The sequence below is a fragment of the Paenibacillus sp. FJAT-27812 genome (assembly GCF_001273905.1).
Classification (GTDB): domain Bacteria; phylum Bacillota; class Bacilli; order Paenibacillales; family Paenibacillaceae; genus Pristimantibacillus.
This window is the reverse complement of record NZ_LIGH01000001.1, coordinates 5,113,641-5,134,519: the sequence shown is the minus strand read 5'-3', so window position 1 is coordinate 5,134,519 and position 20,879 is coordinate 5,113,641. Positions and strand designations below refer to the sequence as shown.

General features: G+C 48.5%; 17 protein-coding genes and 1 other annotated feature. Of the genes, 6 read left to right on the top strand and 11 right to left on the bottom strand.

Annotation, left to right across the window (positions count from 1 at the left end):
• Positions 1–65: 65 nt before the first annotated feature.
• On the top strand, positions 66–668 hold the full coding sequence (gene rpsD, locus ADU23_RS21470) for a 30S ribosomal protein S4 (protein WP_053375605.1): 603 nt from the start codon (positions 66–68) through the stop codon (positions 666–668).
• Positions 669–720: 52 nt separating this feature from the next.
• Here the strand turns inward: rpsD and ADU23_RS21465 are convergent, their stop codons facing one another.
• From ADU23_RS21465 to tyrS, 3 genes are all read right to left on the bottom strand, one after another.
• Positions 721–2,238 (bottom strand): flotillin family protein, encoded by a 1,518-nt coding sequence (locus ADU23_RS21465; protein WP_176707656.1) that lies wholly within the window; start codon positions 2,236–2,238, stop codon positions 721–723.
• Positions 2,239–2,263: 25 nt separating this feature from the next.
• Entirely contained in the window at positions 2,264–2,794 is a 531-nt protein-coding gene (locus ADU23_RS21460) for a protease (protein ID WP_197286096.1), read from the bottom strand.
• 131 nt (positions 2,795–2,925) lie between these two features.
• Entirely contained in the window at positions 2,926–4,179 is a 1,254-nt protein-coding gene (tyrS, locus tag ADU23_RS21455) for a tyrosine--tRNA ligase (RefSeq protein ID WP_197286161.1), read from the bottom strand.
• Positions 4,180–4,236: 57 nt separating this feature from the next.
• Positions 4,237–4,532: a binding site (T-box leader), on the bottom strand.
• A gap of 122 nt (positions 4,533–4,654) precedes the next feature.
• On the opposite strand from tyrS, the gene ADU23_RS21450 reads away from it, so the two are divergent.
• Positions 4,655–7,717, top strand: a complete 3,063-nt coding sequence (locus ADU23_RS21450; protein WP_053375602.1) for a transglycosylase domain-containing protein — start codon at positions 4,655–4,657, stop codon at positions 7,715–7,717.
• A gap of 70 nt (positions 7,718–7,787) precedes the next feature.
• Here the strand turns inward: ADU23_RS21450 and ADU23_RS21445 are convergent, their stop codons facing one another.
• Positions 7,788–8,747, bottom strand: coding sequence for an aldo/keto reductase (locus ADU23_RS21445; protein ID WP_053375601.1), 960 nt, complete (start codon positions 8,745–8,747; stop codon positions 7,788–7,790).
• A 193-nt stretch (positions 8,748–8,940) separates the two neighbouring features.
• Here ADU23_RS21445 and ADU23_RS21440 point away from each other — a divergent pair, with 193 nt between their 5' ends.
• On the top strand, positions 8,941–9,324 hold the full coding sequence (locus ADU23_RS21440) for a VOC family protein (RefSeq protein ID WP_053375600.1): 384 nt from the start codon (positions 8,941–8,943) through the stop codon (positions 9,322–9,324).
• Positions 9,325–9,390: 66 nt separating this feature from the next.
• Here the strand turns inward: ADU23_RS21440 and acsA are convergent, their stop codons facing one another.
• Positions 9,391–11,115 carry an acetate--CoA ligase gene (acsA, locus tag ADU23_RS21435; RefSeq protein ID WP_053375599.1) on the bottom strand — a complete coding sequence of 575 codons (1,725 nt, stop codon included), beginning with the start codon at positions 11,113–11,115 and terminating at the stop codon, positions 9,391–9,393.
• 240 nt (positions 11,116–11,355) lie between these two features.
• Here acsA and ADU23_RS21430 point away from each other — a divergent pair, with 240 nt between their 5' ends.
• Both ADU23_RS21430 and ADU23_RS21425 read left to right on the top strand, forming a co-directional pair.
• Positions 11,356–11,991, top strand: a complete 636-nt coding sequence (locus ADU23_RS21430) for a GNAT family N-acetyltransferase (protein WP_053375598.1) — start codon at positions 11,356–11,358, stop codon at positions 11,989–11,991.
• 153 nt (positions 11,992–12,144) lie between these two features.
• Entirely contained in the window at positions 12,145–13,323 is a 1,179-nt protein-coding gene (locus ADU23_RS21425) for an acetoin utilization protein AcuC (RefSeq protein WP_053375597.1), read from the top strand.
• Between the two features lie 75 nt (positions 13,324–13,398).
• Here the strand turns inward: ADU23_RS21425 and ADU23_RS21420 are convergent, their stop codons facing one another.
• The 4 genes from ADU23_RS21420 to ADU23_RS21405 all read right to left on the bottom strand — a co-directional run bounded on the left by ADU23_RS21420 (position 13,399) and on the right by ADU23_RS21405 (position 16,643).
• Positions 13,399–14,097, bottom strand: coding sequence for a 5'-methylthioadenosine/adenosylhomocysteine nucleosidase (locus ADU23_RS21420; protein WP_053375596.1), 699 nt, complete (start codon positions 14,095–14,097; stop codon positions 13,399–13,401).
• A 5-nt stretch (positions 14,098–14,102) separates the two neighbouring features.
• Positions 14,103–15,107: a catabolite control protein A gene (gene ccpA / locus ADU23_RS21415; RefSeq protein WP_053375595.1), complete on the bottom strand. Its 1,005-nt coding sequence runs from the start codon at positions 15,105–15,107 to the stop codon at positions 14,103–14,105.
• A gap of 522 nt (positions 15,108–15,629) precedes the next feature.
• A complete protein-coding gene (locus tag ADU23_RS21410; RefSeq protein WP_063846235.1) occupies positions 15,630–16,013 on the bottom strand; it encodes a hypothetical protein in 384 nt (127 codons plus the stop codon).
• 192 nt (positions 16,014–16,205) lie between these two features.
• Entirely contained in the window at positions 16,206–16,643 is a 438-nt protein-coding gene (locus ADU23_RS21405; protein WP_053375594.1) for a VanZ family protein, read from the bottom strand.
• 53 nt (positions 16,644–16,696) lie between these two features.
• Here ADU23_RS21405 and ADU23_RS21400 point away from each other — a divergent pair, with 53 nt between their 5' ends.
• A complete protein-coding gene (locus ADU23_RS21400) occupies positions 16,697–17,227 on the top strand; it encodes a type 1 glutamine amidotransferase domain-containing protein (RefSeq protein ID WP_053375593.1) in 531 nt (176 codons plus the stop codon).
• Here the strand turns inward: ADU23_RS21400 and ptsP are convergent.
• Positions 17,224–18,966 (bottom strand): phosphoenolpyruvate--protein phosphotransferase, encoded by a 1,743-nt coding sequence (gene ptsP / locus ADU23_RS21395; RefSeq protein WP_053375592.1) that lies wholly within the window; start codon positions 18,964–18,966, stop codon positions 17,224–17,226. The genes ADU23_RS21400 and ptsP overlap by 4 nt on opposite strands.
• Positions 18,963–20,849: a glucose PTS transporter subunit IIA gene (locus ADU23_RS21390; RefSeq protein WP_053375591.1), complete on the bottom strand. Its 1,887-nt coding sequence runs from the start codon at positions 20,847–20,849 to the stop codon at positions 18,963–18,965. The genes ptsP and ADU23_RS21390 overlap by 4 nt, the downstream gene beginning before the upstream one ends.
• Between the last annotated feature and the right edge of the window lie 30 nt (positions 20,850–20,879).

Below are 20,879 nucleotides of genomic sequence, written 5' to 3'. Positions count from 1 at the left end.
TGAACGTATTCGGCGAAACACAACCCCATTCACAAATTTATTTGATGAAGGAGTTAATATTACGTATGTCACGTTATACAGGACCTAAATTTAAACTAAGCCGTCGCCTTGGAATCTCTTTGAGCGGAACGGGTAAAGAACTTGCAAAACGCGCTTTTCCACCAGGTCAACACGGCCCTAACCAACGCAGAAAAATGAGCGGTTACGGCGTTCAATTGCAAGAGAAACAAAAGCTTCGCCACATGTACGGTTTGAACGAAAAACAATTCCGCAACTTGTTTGACAAAGCGGCAAAAATGAAAGGTAAAGCCGGTGAAAACTTCATGGGCCTCCTTGAAAGCCGTCTTGACAACCTCGTTTACCGTCTTGGCCTTTCCAACTCCCGTGCAGGAGCACGTCAGTTGGTATCGCACGGTCACGTAACTGTAAACGGCAAGAAAGTGGATATCGCTTCTTACAGCGTATCTCTTGGCGATGTAATCGGTTTGCGCGAGCGCAGCCGCAGCCTAAGAACGATTAAAGAAGCAATGGAAGGCCGTCACCACCTTCCGAACTACCTTGAGTTCAACGATCAAACATTGGAAGGTAAATTCCTTCGTCTGCCTGATCGCGGTGAGCTTTCCCAAGATATCGACGAGAAACAAATCGTCGAATTCTACAGCCGTTAATTATGAAAAAAACCTTGAACCATTCGGTTCAAGGTTTTTTTTATGTTTTCGTTTAAGCTTGGTCAGGCAGTTTTGGTGCTGCTGTAATCTCTACAGGCTTAGCATTGCCGCTTGGCACACTGATCGCCTTCGAGGTCAGTCCTTTAATAAGCGCGTTCACATCGATACCGGATACGCTCTTCAGCATCTCTGGCGCGGTAGACATCAATGAAGTCACATAATTGCTTAGACGCGCCGCCCCTTCGCCGTTCCCGGTGTCAACAACGGTAAGCTTATCAATGTTGCTGATCGGCTCAGCCACTTTGCCGGCAAGCTCAGGCAGCATTTTGACGATAATATCGAGTATGGCCGCTTCACCGAATTTCTCAAACGCCTCGGCTAGCTTCTCTTTCGCTTCCGCTTCCGCCAAACCGCGCAGCCTAATCACGTCGGCCTCCGCCGTTCCCTTCGCTCTCTCCGCTTCTGCAACAGCCAAACCATCCAGACGCTTCTGCGCCGCATGCGCTTTCGCTTCTGCTTCGATCCGGTACTGCAGGGCATCTGCTTCGCGCAGCTGCTTCGCCTTGTTCGCTTCTGCCGCTTGCTCGACCGCATAACGATCCGCGTCGGCTTTTTTCTTCACTTCTGCATCGTACTGCTTCTCGCGACGTAAAATCTCTTTGCCTTCGAGGTCGATCTCACGCTCTTTGCGCACGAGCTCTACCTTCATTTGCTCTTCAACCACGCTTTGCTTCGCGCGTGCTTCATGAATCGAATAAGCTTGATCTGCTTCGGCTTTCGCCGTATCCTGATCCCGTTTAAAGGATGCGACCTTCATTTCTTTCTCTTTCTCTGCTTCAGCGATGTTTGTGTCGCGCACAAGCTCGGCTTTTTGGCCAGCCTCTGCCGCAAGCGCTTTTTGAATTCTAGCATCCCGCACCGCTTCAGCTTCTGCAATTTCCGCATCCCGTTTGACAGCTGCGATACGCGGCTTGCCGAGAGCATCTAAGTATCCGTGCTTGTCGCGAAGGTCCTTGATCGTGAAGGATACGATTTGAAGGCCCATTTTTTTCAAATCCTTAGCCGCAACGCCTTGTACCTCTTGGGCGAATTTGTCGCGGTTGCGATAAACCTCTTCGACCGTCATGGAGCCTAGAATAGCACGCAAATGTCCTTCCAGCACTTCCTGCGCTTCACCCTTGAGCGCCTCGGTCGGTTTGCCTAGAAATTGCTCCGCCGCCGTTGCCACATCCTCAACCGCTCCTCCGATTTTAATAATCGCCACGCCGTCCGCCATAACCGGAACCCCTTGCTCCGTATAGACCTCCGGTGTCGACACATCAAGCTTATGCGACAGCAATGACAGAAACTCAGCCTTTTGGAATATCGGTAAAATAAACGCGCCGCCGCCTCTTATGATCTTTACCTTACGGCCTGATTCATCCGTACTGGCGTTGCGCGAGCCAAGAAACGATCCCGTTACGAGCATTGCCTCATCCGGGCTGACTGTCTTATAGCGCGCCCAAAAGGCAAGACCCAATACGACAAGCACTCCAATTACGATTGCAGGTATAACAAAAACTTCCGGCATTGACATTCCCCTCTCTACTGCTTAATTAAGATAAGTTCACTTCGGAAACATAAAGCGTGCTGTCCTTTACCTCGACAACGACTACTCTTGTGCCGCTTGCAATTTCAACTCCATCAAAGCTTGCCGCAATCTGATTCGTAAAGCCAGCCCCCACTTTAACCATCACTTCACCATAACCGGCAGCCGGAATTGGAACGAGCACATCTCCCAGCATGCCTGACATTCCATTAAGCGAAAAAGCGATCGAGTTCTCACTTTGCTCCATTGGTTTGATATACAGGAAAAAAACGGCCGTTCCAGCAAGGAGCGCAATCAATAAGGCAACCATAACGATGGCTGTCGATCCAAAAGAAGTATATCGATCTAGCATGAGCCCTGCCCCGCCAAAAACGGTAATTCCCCCAACGAGCGCAGTCGGCGACAGCCAAGAATGACCGTCTAACGATAAGAAATCAAGTGCACCGTCCAATGCTTGCCCCAGCCAATCCCCAAAAATGACACTAACGAGGGCGTACATTATACCGCCGATTAGACAAGACATAAATAGCGTCTCCAACTTCCTCCTCCTCTCACTGTATCCAGAACCTGTTAATGCTTCCGTTATTTATTACGTTCAAAAAGCAGTTTTGTTTCTAAAAAAATAAAACTTGCTGAATTTTATCCATTCAACAAGCTTTATTAGAACAATTATACTAATTTAATTTTGACGAATTTGCGTTTGCCGACTTGAAGCACGTCACCGTCATGCAGTGTAACGTCAGCGTTCACATCGGAAATTTTCTCTTCATTAATACGTACCGCGCCCTGCTGTACGCTGCGCCTTGCTTCACTGCTCGTCGGCTGCAGCCCAAGCTCCGTAAGCAGCTTTACGATTCGGATTTGACCGTTTTCCAGATCTCCTGTCGATACGGTTACTTCTTCTATATCATCCGGCAAAGCACGCTGCTGAAATACGGTTACAAAATGGTTTTCGGCTGCTTTCGCTGCCTCTTCGCCATGGTACATTCGCACGAATGTTGCTGCCAGCTGCATTTTCGCATCGCGCGGGTGTACGGAGCCATCCTCAAGACCGGACTTCAAAGCTGCCAGCTCCTCGTTGCTTAAATCGGTAGCCAGTTCATAATATTTGTACATAAGTCGATCTGGAATGGACATTGATTTGCCGTATATTTCGTTAGGCTCCTCATCGATGCCGATGTAATTGCCTAAGCTTTTGCTCATTTTATTTACGCCGTCCAAGCCCTCGATCAGCGGCGTCATAATAGCTACCTGAGCTTCCTTGCCATATTCCTTCTGCAGCGTTCTGCCCATAAGCAGATTAAATTTCTGGTCCGTGCCGCCAAGCTCTACATCGGATTCCAGCGCAACCGAATCGTATCCCTGCATTAGCGGGTAGAAAAATTCATGAATGCTGATTGGGAGGCCGGTTGTGTAGCGTTTCGTGAAATCGTCACGCTCCATCATGCGCGCTACGGTTACCTTCGCGGCTAAATTAACAACCTCCGCAAAGTTCAGCGGTGCCAGCCACTCCGAGTTGTAGTAAAGCTTCGTCAGCTCTGGATCCAATATTTTGTAAATCTGCTTCTGGTACGTTTCCGCATTCCGCTTCACGTCTTCTTCCGTCAGCTGCTTCCGCGTTTCCGATTTTCCTGTAGGATCGCCGATTCTCCCCGTAAAATCACCGATTAAAAGCTGAATCTGATGGCCAAATTGCTGGAACTGGCGCAGCTTGTGCAGCACGACGGTATGACCGATATGAATGTCCGGCGCCGATGGATCAAGACCTAGCTTCACTCTAAGCGGAGTGCCCGTCGCAACGGCATTAGCTATTTTATTTTTTAATTCATCCTCAGGCACAATCTCAACGACACCGCGCCGGATAACCGCGAGCTGTCGCTCCACCTCGTTTTGCTGTTCTTTCGACAAACTTTCCCACTTCACCATACAACTTTTCCTCCCTCGTATGCGTCTATATAGACATAAAAAATCCTTCCAGCCCCAAGGGACGAGAAGGATTAGCTCGCGGTACCACCCTCGTTAGAGTACGCCAGCCTATCAAGCAAATGGGCTGTACGACACTCTCACTTCGTTGTTGATAACGGAGACGGGCTCCGAAGTGAACTACTACGGCTTAAGACCGGCGCCCTTTCTTGGGCTAAATCCGATCTTAGCATACGGTTCCTTCACTTAGCTCCAGGCGGTAATTCAACAAGCGGCGCATACCGGTTTCCACCACCCACCGGTTCTCTGCAAAATGCGGTTCGCTGTCTACTGATGCCCTTCAAAGCATTGATTAGATAAAACATTATAGATTTTATACCACAGTGCCTAGGAGGAAGTCAATCTTGTTAAAGCATGCGTAATTTTGTTGATTTATGTTATAATAGGTGTGCTATTTGGAGGAGGAGTTATAAGGATGCAAGAGGATCGTCAACCGTCGCCAATCAAACGAAGCAAATGGCGTACATTCGGAATCGTAACATTTATAACAGTCAAATGGATGGTATACTTTGGAATCTTTATCGGATTGCTTGCAGGCGGCGCCGTTACTGGCTATGTTGCGGCACTCGTAAAAAATGAAGAAGTAAGGCCACGAACCGTTATTGAAGAGAAAGTCGGCGAGAATGCCATAACCGGTTTCGTCTACTTCAATGACGATACACTTGTCGGACAGCTGAGAACGTCTGAGGATAGAATGATCATTACATACGATGATTTACCGCCTCAGGTCATCAATGCCGTACTCGGTATCGAAGACAACAATTTTTTCGAGCACAAAGGGGTAGACATCAACGGGCTAGGACGCGCCGTGAAGCAAAAGCTACTTAACGAGGATACGCAAACCGGGGGGAGCACGCTTACCCAGCAGCTCGCTCGCCGCGTATTTCTAAGCTTGGACAAAACCGACAGCCGTAAAATCAAAGAAATCTTTTTGTCCCTGCGCATGGAGCGTTATTTGACCAAGAAGGAAATTTTAGCGGCATATTTGAACAAGGTTCCGTTTGGCAACGGTTCTAGCGGCTACAATTTGTTCGGGATCAAGGCAGCTGCCAAAGGCGTCTTTGACATTACAGATTTAAACCAACTCAACATTGCGCAATCCGCATATTTGGCAGGCCTTCCGCAAAGGCCTTCAGCATACACGGCATTTACGGGAAAAGGCCAATTCAATCAAAAGGGCTTCGATCTCGCGCTTGGCCGTCAACGCACCGTGCTTATGCGGATGTTCGAGACGGGCCGCATCACCCAGCAAGAATATGATGAAGCGCTCAAGTTCGATATTCGCAAGACACTTGCGAAGCCATCGGAGAAGGCCTATACGACTTACCCTTACTTGATGCTTGAAGCTGAACGTCAAGCAGCAGAGATTATGCTTATGGAGCAGGATAAGACATTAACCAAAGCTGATCTTCGCAAAAAAGAAAATGCGCCGCTGATTGAAGAAGCCCGCGACCATTTGCTTCGCGGCGGTTATCACGTCTATACGACGATTGACAAGGATATCTACGGACTCATGCGCGAGATCGGCAGCAATGATGAAAACTTCTCTCCTTATAGCGAGGAGAAAGGCCTAGAGCAAATCGCCGCAGTCATGCTGGACCACAAAACCGGCGCGATTGTCGGCATGCTGGAAGGCCGTGACTTTTACGAGGAACAGCTGAACTACGCCACTCAAATGACTAGGCAGCCAGGCTCTACAATGAAAACGTTAGCCGCCTACTTGCCGGCAATCGAAATGGGGCTTATCCAGCCTGCCAGCATCATTGATGATGCGCCAATGGTACTCAAGGACGGTCAGAAAGGCTTCCACATTCCGATGAACGTAAACCGGAAATTTGCAGGTCTCGTTACGGCGCGTGAGGCGTTAAACCGTTCCTTGAATTTGCCGGCATTGAAAATTTTTAACGAGGAAGTCAAGATCGAGAATGCTTGGGCCTTTGTTAAAAAGCTCGGAATCACGACGCTTCAGCCGGGCGATGCGTATGCGCAAACCGGCGTAATCGGCGGACTAAGCATCGGTACGTCCGTTGAAGAGCTTACGAACGCTTATGGCTCTATTCCGAACAAAGGTGTTTTCAATGACGCTTATATGATTTCGAAAATTACCGACGCTAATGGCAAAATCGTCTATGAGCACAAGCAAGAGCCAAAACGCGTATTCTCGGAACAAAGCGCGTTCCTGATGACAGATATGCTGTCTACTGTCATCTCGGACAGAAGCGGCTCTGCCAACAAGCTCAAATCGCAATTCAAAAAATACGGTGAAATTCCGATTGCCGGTAAAACAGGCTCCACTCAAAGCTACGGCGACGTTTGGTTCATGGGCTTCTCTCCTGATATTACGTTAGGCGTATGGGCCGGCTATGAAGAACAGGTTAATTCCCTGAGCGAGAACGGCAAAGCAAGAGCACGGTCGATATGGGCGTTAATTATGAACAAAGTAGCAGAAACAAAACCTGAAATGTTCGTAACCGATAAGTTCGTGAGGCCTTCCGGAATCGTTAAAGCAACGGTGTCGAGCGCAAGCGGCTTGCTCCCTAGCCAATTAACGAAGGAAGCTGGCATGCTTGTTACCGACTGGTTCAACAAAAAAGATATACCGAAGAAAACAGACGATGCGCTCGTGAAGATGGCGTATATCACTTACGAGGGTGTCAACTATGTCCCTAACCCTGCTACGCCAAGCGATATGGTTAAGGAACAAATCGTTATTAAGCGCAAGAAGCCACTTGACGTCCTGATGGATGAGATCAAGAACGCACAGTCTAAATTACCGGCAAAAAGCAGGCGTCCGATTGAGGTATACCTGCCTGCGGATGCGAAAGACAATGCACCGTCCAAACGGGATCCGCGCGTCGATGACGGGGCTGCTCCACCGCCTCCTGCCAGCGTTAAGCTGCAATCATCGGATGGAGTGCTCATTTTGACATTTAGCGACAGTGCTGCTAAGGATGTCGTCGGTTACCGCGTCTACAGATCGCTTAATCAGGGCGCTTACGAGAAGCAAGGGGAATCCATTATTGCAGGTGCTGAGAAACGAATGAAGCTCAACGCCTCCAGCTCCCATAGCTATACGTATTATGTAACCGCGGTTGATGTTGTCGGCAAGGAATCTGCACCGAGCCAGCTCGTTCAGTACGGCAACGCGCCAATCATCCCTACACCGCCTGCAGGCGGGGAAAACCCGGGCGGGGAGCAACCGCCGGCAGCAGCAGTACCTGCTGCTCCGACGGACTTAAAAGCAGCAAAGACGGATCTTAGCGTACGCCTAACTTGGGCGTCTAACAGCGTCTCGGACCAAGTGACAAAATATCATGTATACTACAGTCCAAATAACGATGGAAAATATTCAAGGATCGCCTCCACCACGGAAACGAGCTTTGAGTATGTTGCACCACTCATAACCGGAAGCTTTTTCGTCACATCGGAAAATGCAAACGGCGAATCTGGTCCATCATCGAAGCAAACCGTAAGTTAATTGGATAGCAGCATAATCAATAAAGGTAGCAGCCTCGCATGAGGCCGCTACCTTTTTTTAATATTGTGAGTTAAATGGCATAAGAAGAATCCGTTTCGAACAATCGACTTATTTGCTCATAATCTTCTCTGGTTAAGCTCCATCTGGCAGCAGCTGCATTTTCTTCTACTTGCTTGACCGTCTTAGCTCCCGCAATGACGCTTGAAATTTCCTTGCGATACAACAACCAATTAATTGCGACTTGATTAAGCGGCTTGCCGATCGCTCTAGCTATGCCGGTAAAAGTTTCAATGATGACGAGATTTTTGACGAATTGTTTTTCCGAAAATAAAGGGTTTAGCTGCGCGCGCACATCTGTCTGTGGCAGTCTCGTTAAATAATTAAATTTCCCCGTAAGCAGCCCTTGCGCCAAGGGGCTATATGGTATAAATCCGATATTCAGCTGTTTGATATAAGGCAAAGCCGCATGTTCTACATCACGCTGGAACAGATTATACGGCGATTGCAAAGAAACGATAGAACTGACCGTTTGCGCTGCAACCAATTGCTGCACATTAAAATTCGAGACGCCAATGTAACGTATTTTCCCCTCTTCCACTAACTGATTCAACGTTTCAAAGGTCTCTTCAATGGATGTTTTGCCGCTGGAGTCCGGTGCGTGTATCTGATATAAATCAATATAGTCCGTATTTAAGCGCCGCAGACTTTCCTCTACTTCGCGCACGATATTCGCTTTCGTTACGTTAACGCTTACCTCCCCTTGCGTATTCCATTCGAGGCCAGCTTTTGTCGCGATAATCACTTTCTCCCGAAAAGGCTGAAGCACTTTTCCAAGCAATTGCTCAGAATGCCCATATCCATAGACTGGCGCTGTATCAAAAAAAGTAATCCCTAAATCATACGCCCGGTGAATGGCAGCTTCGACTTCGTTATCCGCTACTTCCCCCCAGCCCGCCTTTCCTGCAGCCCATGCGCCAAAGCCAATAACCGATGGAAATAGCTCGCTATTGCCTAATTTCCTTTTCTCCAACTGCTAACCTCCTTTTACACAACTTTTCCTACCTTTTTACTCAGATATAACATCATTATAAATCGGCGAGTTTGAATGTCAACCCATTTTCTGCAAATTCCAGCGCATAGACAATTTTCTTCTCCTTGTGATAAAATTTATTGAATACATAAAGGAAAATATTTATAGCTAATTTGAGGAGGGAACAAAAACGATGACAAAGAGACGTATTGATCACGTTGGCGTAATGGTTAAAGATATTGAGGCATCCATTGCCTTCTACACCAACATTATCGGATTTGAGCTTAAAGGGCGCATACAGCATACAAATGGTATTGTTGAGCTGGCTTTTCTCGGTTTTGGCGATTCCGACGAGACGGATCTGGAATTGGTTCAGGGCTACAACGATAGCCTTCCGGTTGAAGGAAAGGTGCATCATTTTGCCGTAACGGTTGACGACATAGAAGCCGAGTTCAAACGTTTGAAGCAGCTAGACGTTTCGTTTGTGGATGAAGAAATTACAACTCTGCCGAACGGCTACAGATACTTTTTCGTAAGCGGGATTGATGGTGAACGGGTCGAGCTATTCCAGCGGTAATATGCAAAAACAAAAAGAGAGGATGCCGCCCGTTTGGGAGACATCCTCTCTTCTATGTTTATGAACCTAGTCCTCGATCGTGGACAAATCGCCCGTTGGCAAATTCAGTTCCCACGCCTTCAAGACGCGTCGCATAATTTTGCCGCTTCTCGTTTTTGGAAGCTTATCTTTAAACTCGATTTCTCTTGGCGCTGCATGCGCGGATAAGCCTACTTTTACGAATTGCGAAATTTCCTGCTTCAACTCATCCGAAGCCACATAACCTTCGCGCAGCGCGATGAACGCTTTTATAATTTCCCCGCGCATCGGGTCTGGCTTGCCGATTACGCCCGCCTCCGCTACTGCCGGATGCTCAACCAGCTTGCTCTCTACCTCGAACGGCCCTACGCGCTCGCCCGCTGTATTAATGACATCGTCGATGCGTCCCTGGAACCAGAAATAGCCGTCTTCATCCATATAAGCGGAGTCACCTGAGATATACCAGCCTTTTAGGTAAAAATACTCTTCGTATTTCGAAGGATTATTCCATACCTTGCGCATCATGGACGGCCAAGGGGTTTGAATCGCTAGATTTCCCATCCGGTAAGGCGGAACCTCATTGCCGCTGTCATCGATAATCGCAGCTTTAATGCCCGGTAAAGGCTTGCCCATCGAGCCTGGCTTAATGTCCATGCTCGGATAGTTGCAAATTAGCTGGCCGCCGGTCTCCGTCATCCACCAAGTATCATGAATGCGTTGGCCATATACCTTCAGTCCCCACCGGACAACTTCTGGGTTCAGCGGCTCGCCTACGCTAAGCACATGACGCAAGCTTGTCAGGTTGAACTGCTGGGAGATATCATCGCCCGCGCCCATAAGCATGCGGAAAGCTGTAGGTGCACTGTACCAGACGGTTACGCCGTATTTTTGAATAACGCTATACCAATCGCTTGGACTGAAACGTCCGCCTCGAATGACATTCGTAGCGCCGTTCAGCCACGGGGCAAAAATGCCGTATGACGTGCCCGTCACCCAGCCTGGATCGGCTGTGCACCAATAAATATCCGTTTCTTTCAAATCAAGTACAATTTGTCCCGTGTACATATGCTGTATCATCGCATTTTGAACATGGTAGACACCTTTAGGCTTGCCGGTTGAACCGGAAGTATAATGCAAAATAAGGCCATCCTCGCGATCAAGCCACTCGATCTCTGCTTCGTCCGATGCAACAGCCATTTCTTCCGCAAAATCGATGATGCCCTCTTCCTTCGGCACATCTTGTCCGAAGACGATCACATGCTTCAGATTAGGCAGCTCATCGCGCTTTATCCGCTTGAATAAAGCAGGCGTCGTAATGATCGCTGTAGCTTCGCTGTCCTGCAGCCGATCCTTTACCGCCGTCTCCATGAAAGCTTCAAATAAAGGTCCTACAACTGCGCCAACCTTAAGCGCGCCAAGCGCACTGAAATACAACTCAGGCGTCCTAGGCATAAAAATAAAGACACGTTCGCCCTTCGTAATGCCAAGCTTGCGTAAAACGTTTGCAAAACGATTGGATTGCTTGCTCAGCTGCTCAAAAGTATAGGATTCATCGCGCTCATTATCGCTATAATAGAGCGCAATTTTCCCGCCTTTTCCTTGCTCGACATGTCGATCGATGGCTTCATAAGCCATATTCACTTTTCCTGTCGTATGCCAGCTGAATTGACTTTCGATCTGGCTCCAATCAAAGGAGTCTACTGCTGCTTCATAGCTCGGTAAATTCGGATTTTGTGCCGTTGCTGGAATTCTTTCTTGATGTAAGTTGATCATACTATCACTCTCCCATCAAATCTGTATGTTTCATCCATAAGAATACGCTTTCAAAATCGAGTCATTACTTGAGGCAAACAAGCTGACTACCATTCGCATACCCATGATTTCAACCGCCAAACCTATTATAGCATAACCTTTTTCTATTCGACTACGCTTTTCATTTACTCGAATGTTTGTTATAAAGAGTAGTAGAGGTTTGAGATCTGACAGCAGCCTAACAGCAAAGGGGGTTCAGCCTTGGAACATCGAAAGCGTTTGCAGCGGGAACAGCTCGCTCTGGACGCAAGCCGTGAGCTTATTATTGAAGGACCCGTACCGCCTGAGCGGCTAGCAAACATGAAGATGCACAAATCGCTAGACGCATTCCGCAGGCCGCATGAGCAGCATGATGCGCTTGTCGAGATCGCTGGGCTTGATGAAGGAAGAATCATTTTGACGCGTGAGGGAGACGTTATCGTCGGCTACGTCACCTTTCACTATGCCGATGAGCTTGAACGCTGGTCGGAAGGCGGAATGACCGATCTCATTGAGCTTGGAGCGATAGAAGTAGCGGATGATTATCGCGGCGCAGGCTTAGGAAAGCGAATGATTCAGCTCGCTTTTGCAGAAGAACAACTAGAGAACATGATTGTTTTTACGACTGAATATTATTGGCACTGGGATTTGGAAGGAACAAAGCTGAACGTGTGGGATTACCGCAAAATGATGGAGAGATTGATGCAATCCGTTGGCATGGTTTGGTTCGCTACGGATGATCCCGAAATTTGCTCCCATCCGGCTAATTGCCTCATGGTGCGCATTGGCAAGGAAGTGCCGCTCAGCTCTGTCGAGCATTTTGACCGGGTTCGCTTTCGGCAACGCTTTATGTATTAAGCAGCAGGTTTGCTCCGCAAACCTCAGCTTATGCTTACGAAGCAGGTTTGCTTCGCAAACCTTAGCTCATGCTTACGAAGTAGGTTTGCTTCGCAAACCTTAGCTCATGCTTACGAAGCAGGTTTGCTTCGCAAACCTTTTAGGAGGATAGGGATGGCTTCAGATGCTATATTCATTCATCATACGGATTCTAGCGGATATAAATTCGGTGAGGAGCATCCTTTCGATCCGCTGCGGATTACGCTAACGATAGACCTGCTTAAAGAAATAAACGCGATTTCTGAAAAGCAAATGGAGGCTCCTCCCTCCTACTCCGAGGAAGAGCTGCTGTCGCTCGTTCACCGAACCGACTATCTATCAGCGGTCAAGCAATTAAGCGAGGACGCGGAATTTAATGACAGCAGCACTCTCGCTCAGCAATTCGGCCTTCACACCGAGGATACGCCTTATTTTCCAGGGATGCATAAAGCTGCGATGACGATTGTCAGCGGCTCCGTAGCTGCGGCTGATGCGGTTATGACAGGCCGAACCAAGCATGCTTACCACATCGCCGGCGGACTGCACCATGCCTTTCCTGACCGCGCTTCTGGCTTTTGCGTATATAACGATGCAGCGGTCGCAATCAAACATATCCGCCAAACCTACGACGCTAGAGTACTTTATATTGACACGGATGTCCATCACGGAGATGGCGTTCAGTGGGTTTTCTATGATGATCCTAACGTTTGCACCTATTCGATTCATGAAACCGGTAAATTTCTGTTCCCTGGAACAGGCTTCGTGTACGAAAAGGGCGTGGACCATGGCTTAGGCGCCTGCTACAATGTTCCGCTTGAGCCTTATACCGAGGATGACTCGTGGCTGGAGAGCTTTAATGTCACCCTTCGCAAAGTGATCAAAGCCTTTAAACCGGACATCATCATTAGCCAGCATGGCTGTGATGCGCATGCATACGACCCGCTTTCCCATATCCATTGCAGCATGCGGATCTATGCCGAGATTCCAGCAATCATTCATGAGCTTGCCCATGAGCATACTGATGGGCGCTGGATTGCGCTTGGCGGCGGCGGCTATGACATTTTCCGCGTTGTGCCTAGAGCTTGGTCATTGGTGTGGCTCACGATGATAGAACACCCCATCGCTAAAGCGGTAACTGCTGGTGAAGCACCCTCGCTTCCTGATAGCTGGCTTCAGCGCTGGGCCGCCATAAGTCCGCTCAAGCTGCCGACAAAATGGCTGGATGATCCATCTGACATCGAGCCTATGCCAAGGCGGACCGAGATCACTGAAAAAAATAGGGCGATGCAAAAGATCGTAGTCCAGGATATTTAAGCCGCCTCTTAAAACCATAACAAAAAAAGAACAAGCTCCGATGCCAGAATCGGGGCTTGTTCTCTTCTAAATGCATTAAATATGTTTGATGATGTCATCAATAATTTGGTAGGAATTGTTGGACGCTTTAACCGTAAACTCCGGGAAGTTCACGTGAGCCGATCCATCAGCCTTGTCCGACATCGAACGAATGATCACAAATGGCGTTTCATTCATATCGCATACCTGTGCGACCGAAGCGCCTTCCATTTCCGCGCATGCGCCGTCCAGCGTCTCATGCAGCAGCTTCACAGTCTCGCGGCTAGCAATAAATTGATCGCCTGACAGCACTTTGCCCTTAAGGCTTCGTCCTGCAAAAAGTCGTTCGCTTGCTGCTGAAGCAAGCTCGATCAAGCGCTCGTCAGCCGGAAATTCCGATCTAGGATGAAAAGGTATCGTCCCGCGTGCAAAGCCAAGCGGCGAGCAATCCATATCATGCTGCACGCAGCTTGTGGAAACTACAATATCCCCAATGTTTAGCTGAGGGTCAACTGCGCCCGCTACGCCTGTAAACAGTACGCAATCAGCTCCGAGATCAAGCAAAATTTGCGTGCATACGGCTGCATTTACTTTACCTACGCCCGATTTGCAATAAATAATCGCTTTTTCGTGAAACGTGCCTTCATAATAGGTGATGCCTGCTTTCGTCACCTGAGACGCTACGTTAACATGCTCATGCAGCAATTCAATTTCTTCCGCCATAGCGCCAATAATACCAATTTTGTTAAACGACATTTCTTTTATACTCCTCCAACCGATTGACGCACAACGATTTCATGCGGCAGTACTACTTTGGATTGATCAACGTTTTCCTTCTTCATCAGCTTCGTCAGCAAACGCATGGAAACCGCACCGATATCGTACATGGGCTGCGCTACTGCAGTAAGCTGCGGACGAACCATCGATGCCATCCGGCTATTATCAACACTTATTACGGAGATATCTTCCGGCACTTTCAAGCCGGAGTCTTGAATGCTGTGAATCGCGCCAATCGCCATTTCATCCGTTGCAGAGAAAACAGCTGTTGGACGCTCGTCCAGCTCAATAAAATATTTCATTGCTTCCGCGCCGGATTCGTAACGATAGTTGCCGATGCGCACCAAGGAATCGTCATAGGCAATGCCGGCAGCTTCAAGCGCGCGCTTGTAGCCTTGGAACCTTGCATAACCAATCGACGGATCTTGCAGCGTGCCGCTAATCATCGCAATACGTCTATGTCCTTGTGCAAGCAGCTGTTGAACCGCGTCAAAAGCAGCGTCCTCATGGTTGATGTCGACAGACGGAATTTGTCCGCTTTCATCGGAAGTCGCGCAAAGTACAATCGGTACGTTTGCTGTCTTGAATGCTTGCAGATGCTCTTCTGTTACGGCGCCGCCCATAAACAACAGACCGTCGACCTGCTTCTCCAGAAGGGTGTTGATTACGCGGATTTCTTTGTCTTTCTTCTTGTCCGCGTTGCACAAAATAATATTATAATGATACATGTTCGCTATATCTTCGATTCCGCGCGCTACCTCGGCAAAAATGGCATTCGAAATATCGGGAATGACAACGCCAACTGTAGTCGTTTTTTTGCTCGCAAGACCTCTTGCTACAGCATTTGGACGATACCCTAACCGTTCAATTGCTTCATATACTTTCTTGCGTGTTGCTGGTTTCACATTGGGATTGTTATTTACAACCCGGGAAACCGTAGCCATCGACACTCCTGCTTCTCTTGCTACATCATAAATGGTTACCGTCACAGTGGTTCTCTCCATTAGCTCAAATTTTAAAATTTCGTACACCGTATATTAACGTAATCATAGCATAAAGGGAAAGGCAACGCAAAACAAAAGACGTCAAAAACCCTGATATTCCGTGCTTTCATTGATTTTTTCAACAATCATCTATAGCCAAATGCACAGCACAAACAGCCTGAATGCTATGGTAATGTTGCAGAGATATAAGGCTTGCCGCGCGGCTGGATAAGCGCAGAAATGCTGTTTTGCCTCCCGTTTGCCCTCCAAAATATTTCAACATATCTACAAATGGAAAAGGGCAAGCCTTGGAAGTTTCCTCCCTTCGGCTTGCCCTATGGTCACTGCTAAACTCCAAATCTTATCTTCAAAAACACTCGAGCACACACGGGCCTATCCATTCTAACAGCTCCCGTCCACAGCCTGCGTCACACAAAGAGCGAGGATAAAAAGCTTCGCTTCCATGATGGACGCAGGGTCCGCTCTGCTGCGGCTCGTATAGCCTGAAAGCCCGCTGGTCCAAAGCGACTATGTAAGGAGAGTGCGACGGCTTATTTGCTCAAGCCGCTTTTTTAAATCCTCGATCCAAGCCTCATCATTAAGAGACTGAGCAAGCAAATACAAATCCAGCAGCTTATTGATTCGCTGCTCTACCAATCTCTCGAAAGCGGATTGGTCCGTCTGCTGCTTCTCCGCCTTCGCCTCTACCAGCAAGTTCGCCCATTCATTGCATTCATTAAAAAGAAAGGTTTGTTTATCTGGTTGAGCCCCCAATTGCGATATTAATCCCGTTAAATCCGGCTTCACCTCCGGAAAAACTTCGCTCCTATTGCAGGTAGTGCATGAGAAAATCGGTACGTTGTCGATCTCGACCTTCCCCGAATAAATTACTGTGCGCAGTTTCATCTTCATGATGTCACCACAATGACACCGCTTATGCAAAGTGGTCCACTCCTTCTTAGTAGCAGCTATCGCCGCTAAGTATTGCTTTTTAGAGTTACAATAGTATAAATGATTCGACCATTTTCGCATAAATTCCTGCTTACACAGCTATGTAATTTTTACTACTAAATTCATCTTTGGAGCCTGCCAAAAGCTTCCGAATTAATGGGCGATTTTTCTCCATTTTTTTCGAACCGGCGGTATTGCTGCAAGAGCTGTCCATATCGCAGCTCCTATCATATCGTTGCGCACATCCATAGGGTCAGGCATTCTGCCGCCCACGAATGATTGATGATACTCGTCCGTAATTCCGTATAGCCCGCAAAGCAGCACGATAACAACCTTCATCCAGAAACGGTCGCCCCGCTTGCCGATGCCGTAATCGATGGTTAGAGCCAAAACAAAATAAGAGACAAAATGGCCCCAATTAAAATCTTCCATGAACGGAAAAAACTTTTGAAAGAAAGGCAGCAGCGTACCGATCTCGTCGCTAGTTCTGGAGGACAAGGCAAAAATAACGGCCATCCAGGCTACCGCGGGCAAAAAACGAAGCAGCCTAAGGTAAGAGAATGATTTTGAAATCGAATCTGTTTGCTTCATTGTTTCTCCTTCGTTACAATAATAGAGATCTTTAATAGATGGAGGGGAAAATAATGTCATTACAAAACAAAACCGTCATCTGTTTGCTAGACGACGAGTTTGAGGATTTGGAGCTATGGTATCCCGTTTACCGCGCACGCGAGGCCGGTGCAACCGTCTTGTATGCAGGACCCGAGAAAGGCAAGAAGCATATTGGCAAATACGGCGTGCCTGCTGTTGCTGACCTGTCATTTGACGAAGTGAACAGCGCGGACATTATCGGTTTGCTCGTGCCAGGCGGCTGGGCTCCCGATAAGCTGCGCCGTTACCCGAAGGTGCTGCAGCTTGTGCAGGAGCTGAATGCGCAGGACAAGCCAATCGGCCAAATCTGCCATGCAGGCTGGGTACTTATCTCGGCGAAAATATTAGAGGGCCGCAAAGTAACCTCAACTCCTGGCATTCGTGACGACATGGAAAATGCAGGCGCCACATGGTTTGATGAAGCCGTCGTTGTTGACGGAAACCTCATCTCCGCACGCCGACCGCCGGATCTTCCTCCTTATGCCAAAGCATTTGTAGACGCATTAGTACAGCGAATGGGCTAACCATTCGCTGTTTTTTTGTCTAATCGTTCCATAAAGCCATTTAGCTGCTCTAGTATTTCGGTGCTCGTGCGGCAGGCATGGAGCTGTTGAAACACCTCTCTGCTCTCTTCCTGAGAAGTGCATAGCAGCCGCTCCTTCACCTGCAAGATCGAATGTGATGACATGCTCAGCTCATCCACGTCCAAGCTAAGCCAAATCGGCAGCGCTCTTAAATCTCCCGCAAGCTCCCCGCATACGCCAACGGTAATTCCGCTTCGCTTCGCCGCTTCAACGGTCATGCGCAGCATTCGAATGAGCGCAGGATGATAAGGCTCATACAAATGGGAGATTTCCTCGTTCATACGATCGACGGCAAGCGTGAACTGAACCAAATCATTTGTGCCAATGCTGAAGAAATCAACTTCCTCCGCAAGCAAATCGGCTATCATGACGGCTGCCGGCACCTCGATCATAATGCCGATTTTCATTCCTTTGTCATAAGGCTGTCCCGCTTCCTCCAGCTCACGCTTCGCTTCGTTCAGCACTGCGTTGGCTGCGCGCACCTCGTCAACTGAAGAGATAAGCGGATACATCAGCTTCACTTGGCCATAATGACTGGCACGCAATATAGCGCGCAGCTGCGTTTTAAATAAGTCCTGACGGTCCAGTGAAATTCGGATCGCACGGTAGCCAAGGAAAGGATTATCCTCTTCAGGAAGCTCAAAATAATCAAGCTGTTTGTCGCCTCCGACATCTAGCGTCCGAATAACGAGCGGCTCGCCTCCAAGCCGTTCGGCTACGCTGCGATACACTTCGAATTGCTCTTCTTCCTTTGGAAACCGATTGCGGTCCATATACAAAAACTCGGTGCGGAACAAGCCTACGCCATGCGCGCCGCTCTGGAGCGCAATTTCCAGCTCTTTGAACGAGCTGATATTAGCCGCAAGCTCCAATCGTTTGCCATCTGGCGTTACAGGACGGTGACCTGCAATGCCATGCAGCTTTTTCTTCGCTTCCGATTGATGGCTGTGCAGCTCGGAATAGGAATCGATCACCTGCTGCACGGGGTCGATAAACACGGTTCCGTCGCTGCCATCGATAATGATCGTTTGTCCGGTTTGTATCGGTTCGGCAAGCTTCGTCTCAACGCCTACGACAAGCGGAACGCCAAGCGCGCGCGCCATAATAGCCGAATGGGAAGTCGTGCTTCCCGCTAGCGTCACGATGCCCAGAACATGCTGCGGATTGATATGAGCAAGCTGTGAGGGCGAGAGCTCCTTCGCGATGAGAATGAAGGGCTGCGTATCCGAAGGGAGCGTAATTTCCGGCGCTCCCAGCAGATGCTTCAGCAATCGATTGCCCACATCTTTAATATCAAGCGCCCGCTCCTTCATATATTCATCATCGAGCAAGTCGAACATCGTTACAAAATGATCGATCGCTTCCTTCACCGCTACTTCCGCCGCTTTGTACTGGCGCTGGATAATGCCTTGTATTTCATTCATAAAGACAGGATCGTCCAAAATGGCTATATGAGCATCGAAAATATGTGTTTCCTCCGAACCGACAACATCGCGCAGCTCGTCCTTGATCTGCTCGATTTCCGATTTCGAGGTACGAATGCCTTCGTAAACACGTTCGAACTCGCGGGCAAAATCAGCTACATCAATCTTTTGCTCCGGTAATTCCCATTCCCAATTCGGAAGCACAAACGATCTCCCAATCGCTATGCCTGCTGACGCTCCTATTCCTTGAATCATTGTGTTTCCCCTCCACCGTTTCTCTCTTTAAGTACAACAGACAATACTGAGGACTGCCCCTTTTTCACCGCTTTGAACGGTGCAAACCGCCAAGAGTGTACAAGATCGGAATTCGTAATAACCATCGGTGTCGCTAGCGACTTGCTTTCCTTCTTGACGCGCTGCAAATCAAATTTGATAAGCAGCATGCCTGGCGTAACTTCGTCGCCTTCCTTCACCACCGCATTAAAATAAGCTTTGCCTGCAAGGCGAGAGGTGTCGATTCCGATATGGAGCAGTACCTCCAGCCCTTCAGGAGTAAGAATGCCTATTGCATGCATAGTTGGGTAAATATGAATGACCTTTCCTTTGACTGGGGAGACAAGCTCTCCTTTGTCGGGAATGAATGCCACGCCTTGTCCAACGAGCTTGCCGGCAAATATAGGGTCCGGCACCTCATCAAGCGGAATCATTCGTCCTTGCATCGGCGAGTGGAACAGTACTTGAGCCTGATCGCGATGGATCGTCTTGATCATTTCCTCGCGTATGAGCTCGGAGTAAGTCCCGAATACGACTTGAACATGTCCGCCGCCTAGCTTAATGACGCCTGCTGCTCCTAGATTGCGTAGTGAATTTATATCGAGCAGCTTATCATTGGAAACTTTAAGCCGCAGTCTAGTAATACAGGACTCCATTTTTTCTATATTTTGCTTGCCCCCAATGGCTTGCAAGATAAGCGGGGCACGGTAAGGAATGTCGCCTGCCCATTCATCGAGCTGCGAGCCTTCCTCACGGCCAGGCGTCGGAATTCTAAATCTGCGTATCGCCCACCGGAACAAGAAGTAATAAACAAAACCAACGACGATGCCAATGGGAATAATAAGCCATCCCCGGGTAGCCAAATGCAAATTAATGACAAAATCGATGGCGCCCGCAGAAAAAGAGAAGCCGTGCTTAATGCCAAGCTCGTAGGTAACCCACATGATGATACCTGACAATATGGCATGAACGACGTATAAATACGGAGCAACGAACAAAAATGCAAATTCTACCGGCTCCGTGACACCCGTCAAAAATGACGCGAGCGCTGCATATAGGAACGTTTTCCGTATTTTCGGCTTCAAATCCTCGCGCGCTTCATGAATAATCGCAAGCGCAATGGCCGGCAAAGCAAACATCATGGTCGGATAAAGCCCTGCCATGAACACGCCCGCTGATGGGTCTCCCGCAAAGAAACGAGGCAGGTCGCCGTATACCATGCTGCCCGACTCCGTCTCATAGCCGCCAATCTGAAACCAGAACACATGGCTGACTAGATGATGCAGGCCGAACACGACCAGAATGCGATGTACGAACCCATACAAGAAGATGCCGAATCCGCCGCCTGAAGCAACGATATCGCCAAGCTCCACAAGCATTTTTTGCAAATAAGGTGCGAGGTTGATCATGCCAATCGAGAATAGCAAGGAAACAAAACTCACGAACAGCGGAACGAATCTCGGCCCTCCAAAAAACTGTATGTACTCCGGCAAGCGGAGACTTTTGAATCTCTCATGGCTGACACCCGATAAAATACCAATTATAGTCCCGATAAGTACGGTTGGTTCAATCGGCACTTCAGCCGTGCCGGTAATGCCGCTGTAAATAAACATTCCGACGAGCGCTGCCATACCGGCTGCAAGCGCGTTTCCAGTTAATCCAAGCGATATGCCAAGCGCAAAGATATATGGTAAAAACGTAAAAATCGTTTCGCTTGCGGCAATTAAATAACCTTCCATGCCCGGTAATCCTATGTACGCCCAAGGCAGCTTGCTTAAGCTCAAAAATATTGCCGCTCCCGGCAATACAATCATCGGCAGCATAAAAGCTCTACCGAGCTGCTGCAGGCTTCCTATGAAAACCATCATGCACCTCCTTTGCATTTTGCGCTGCAA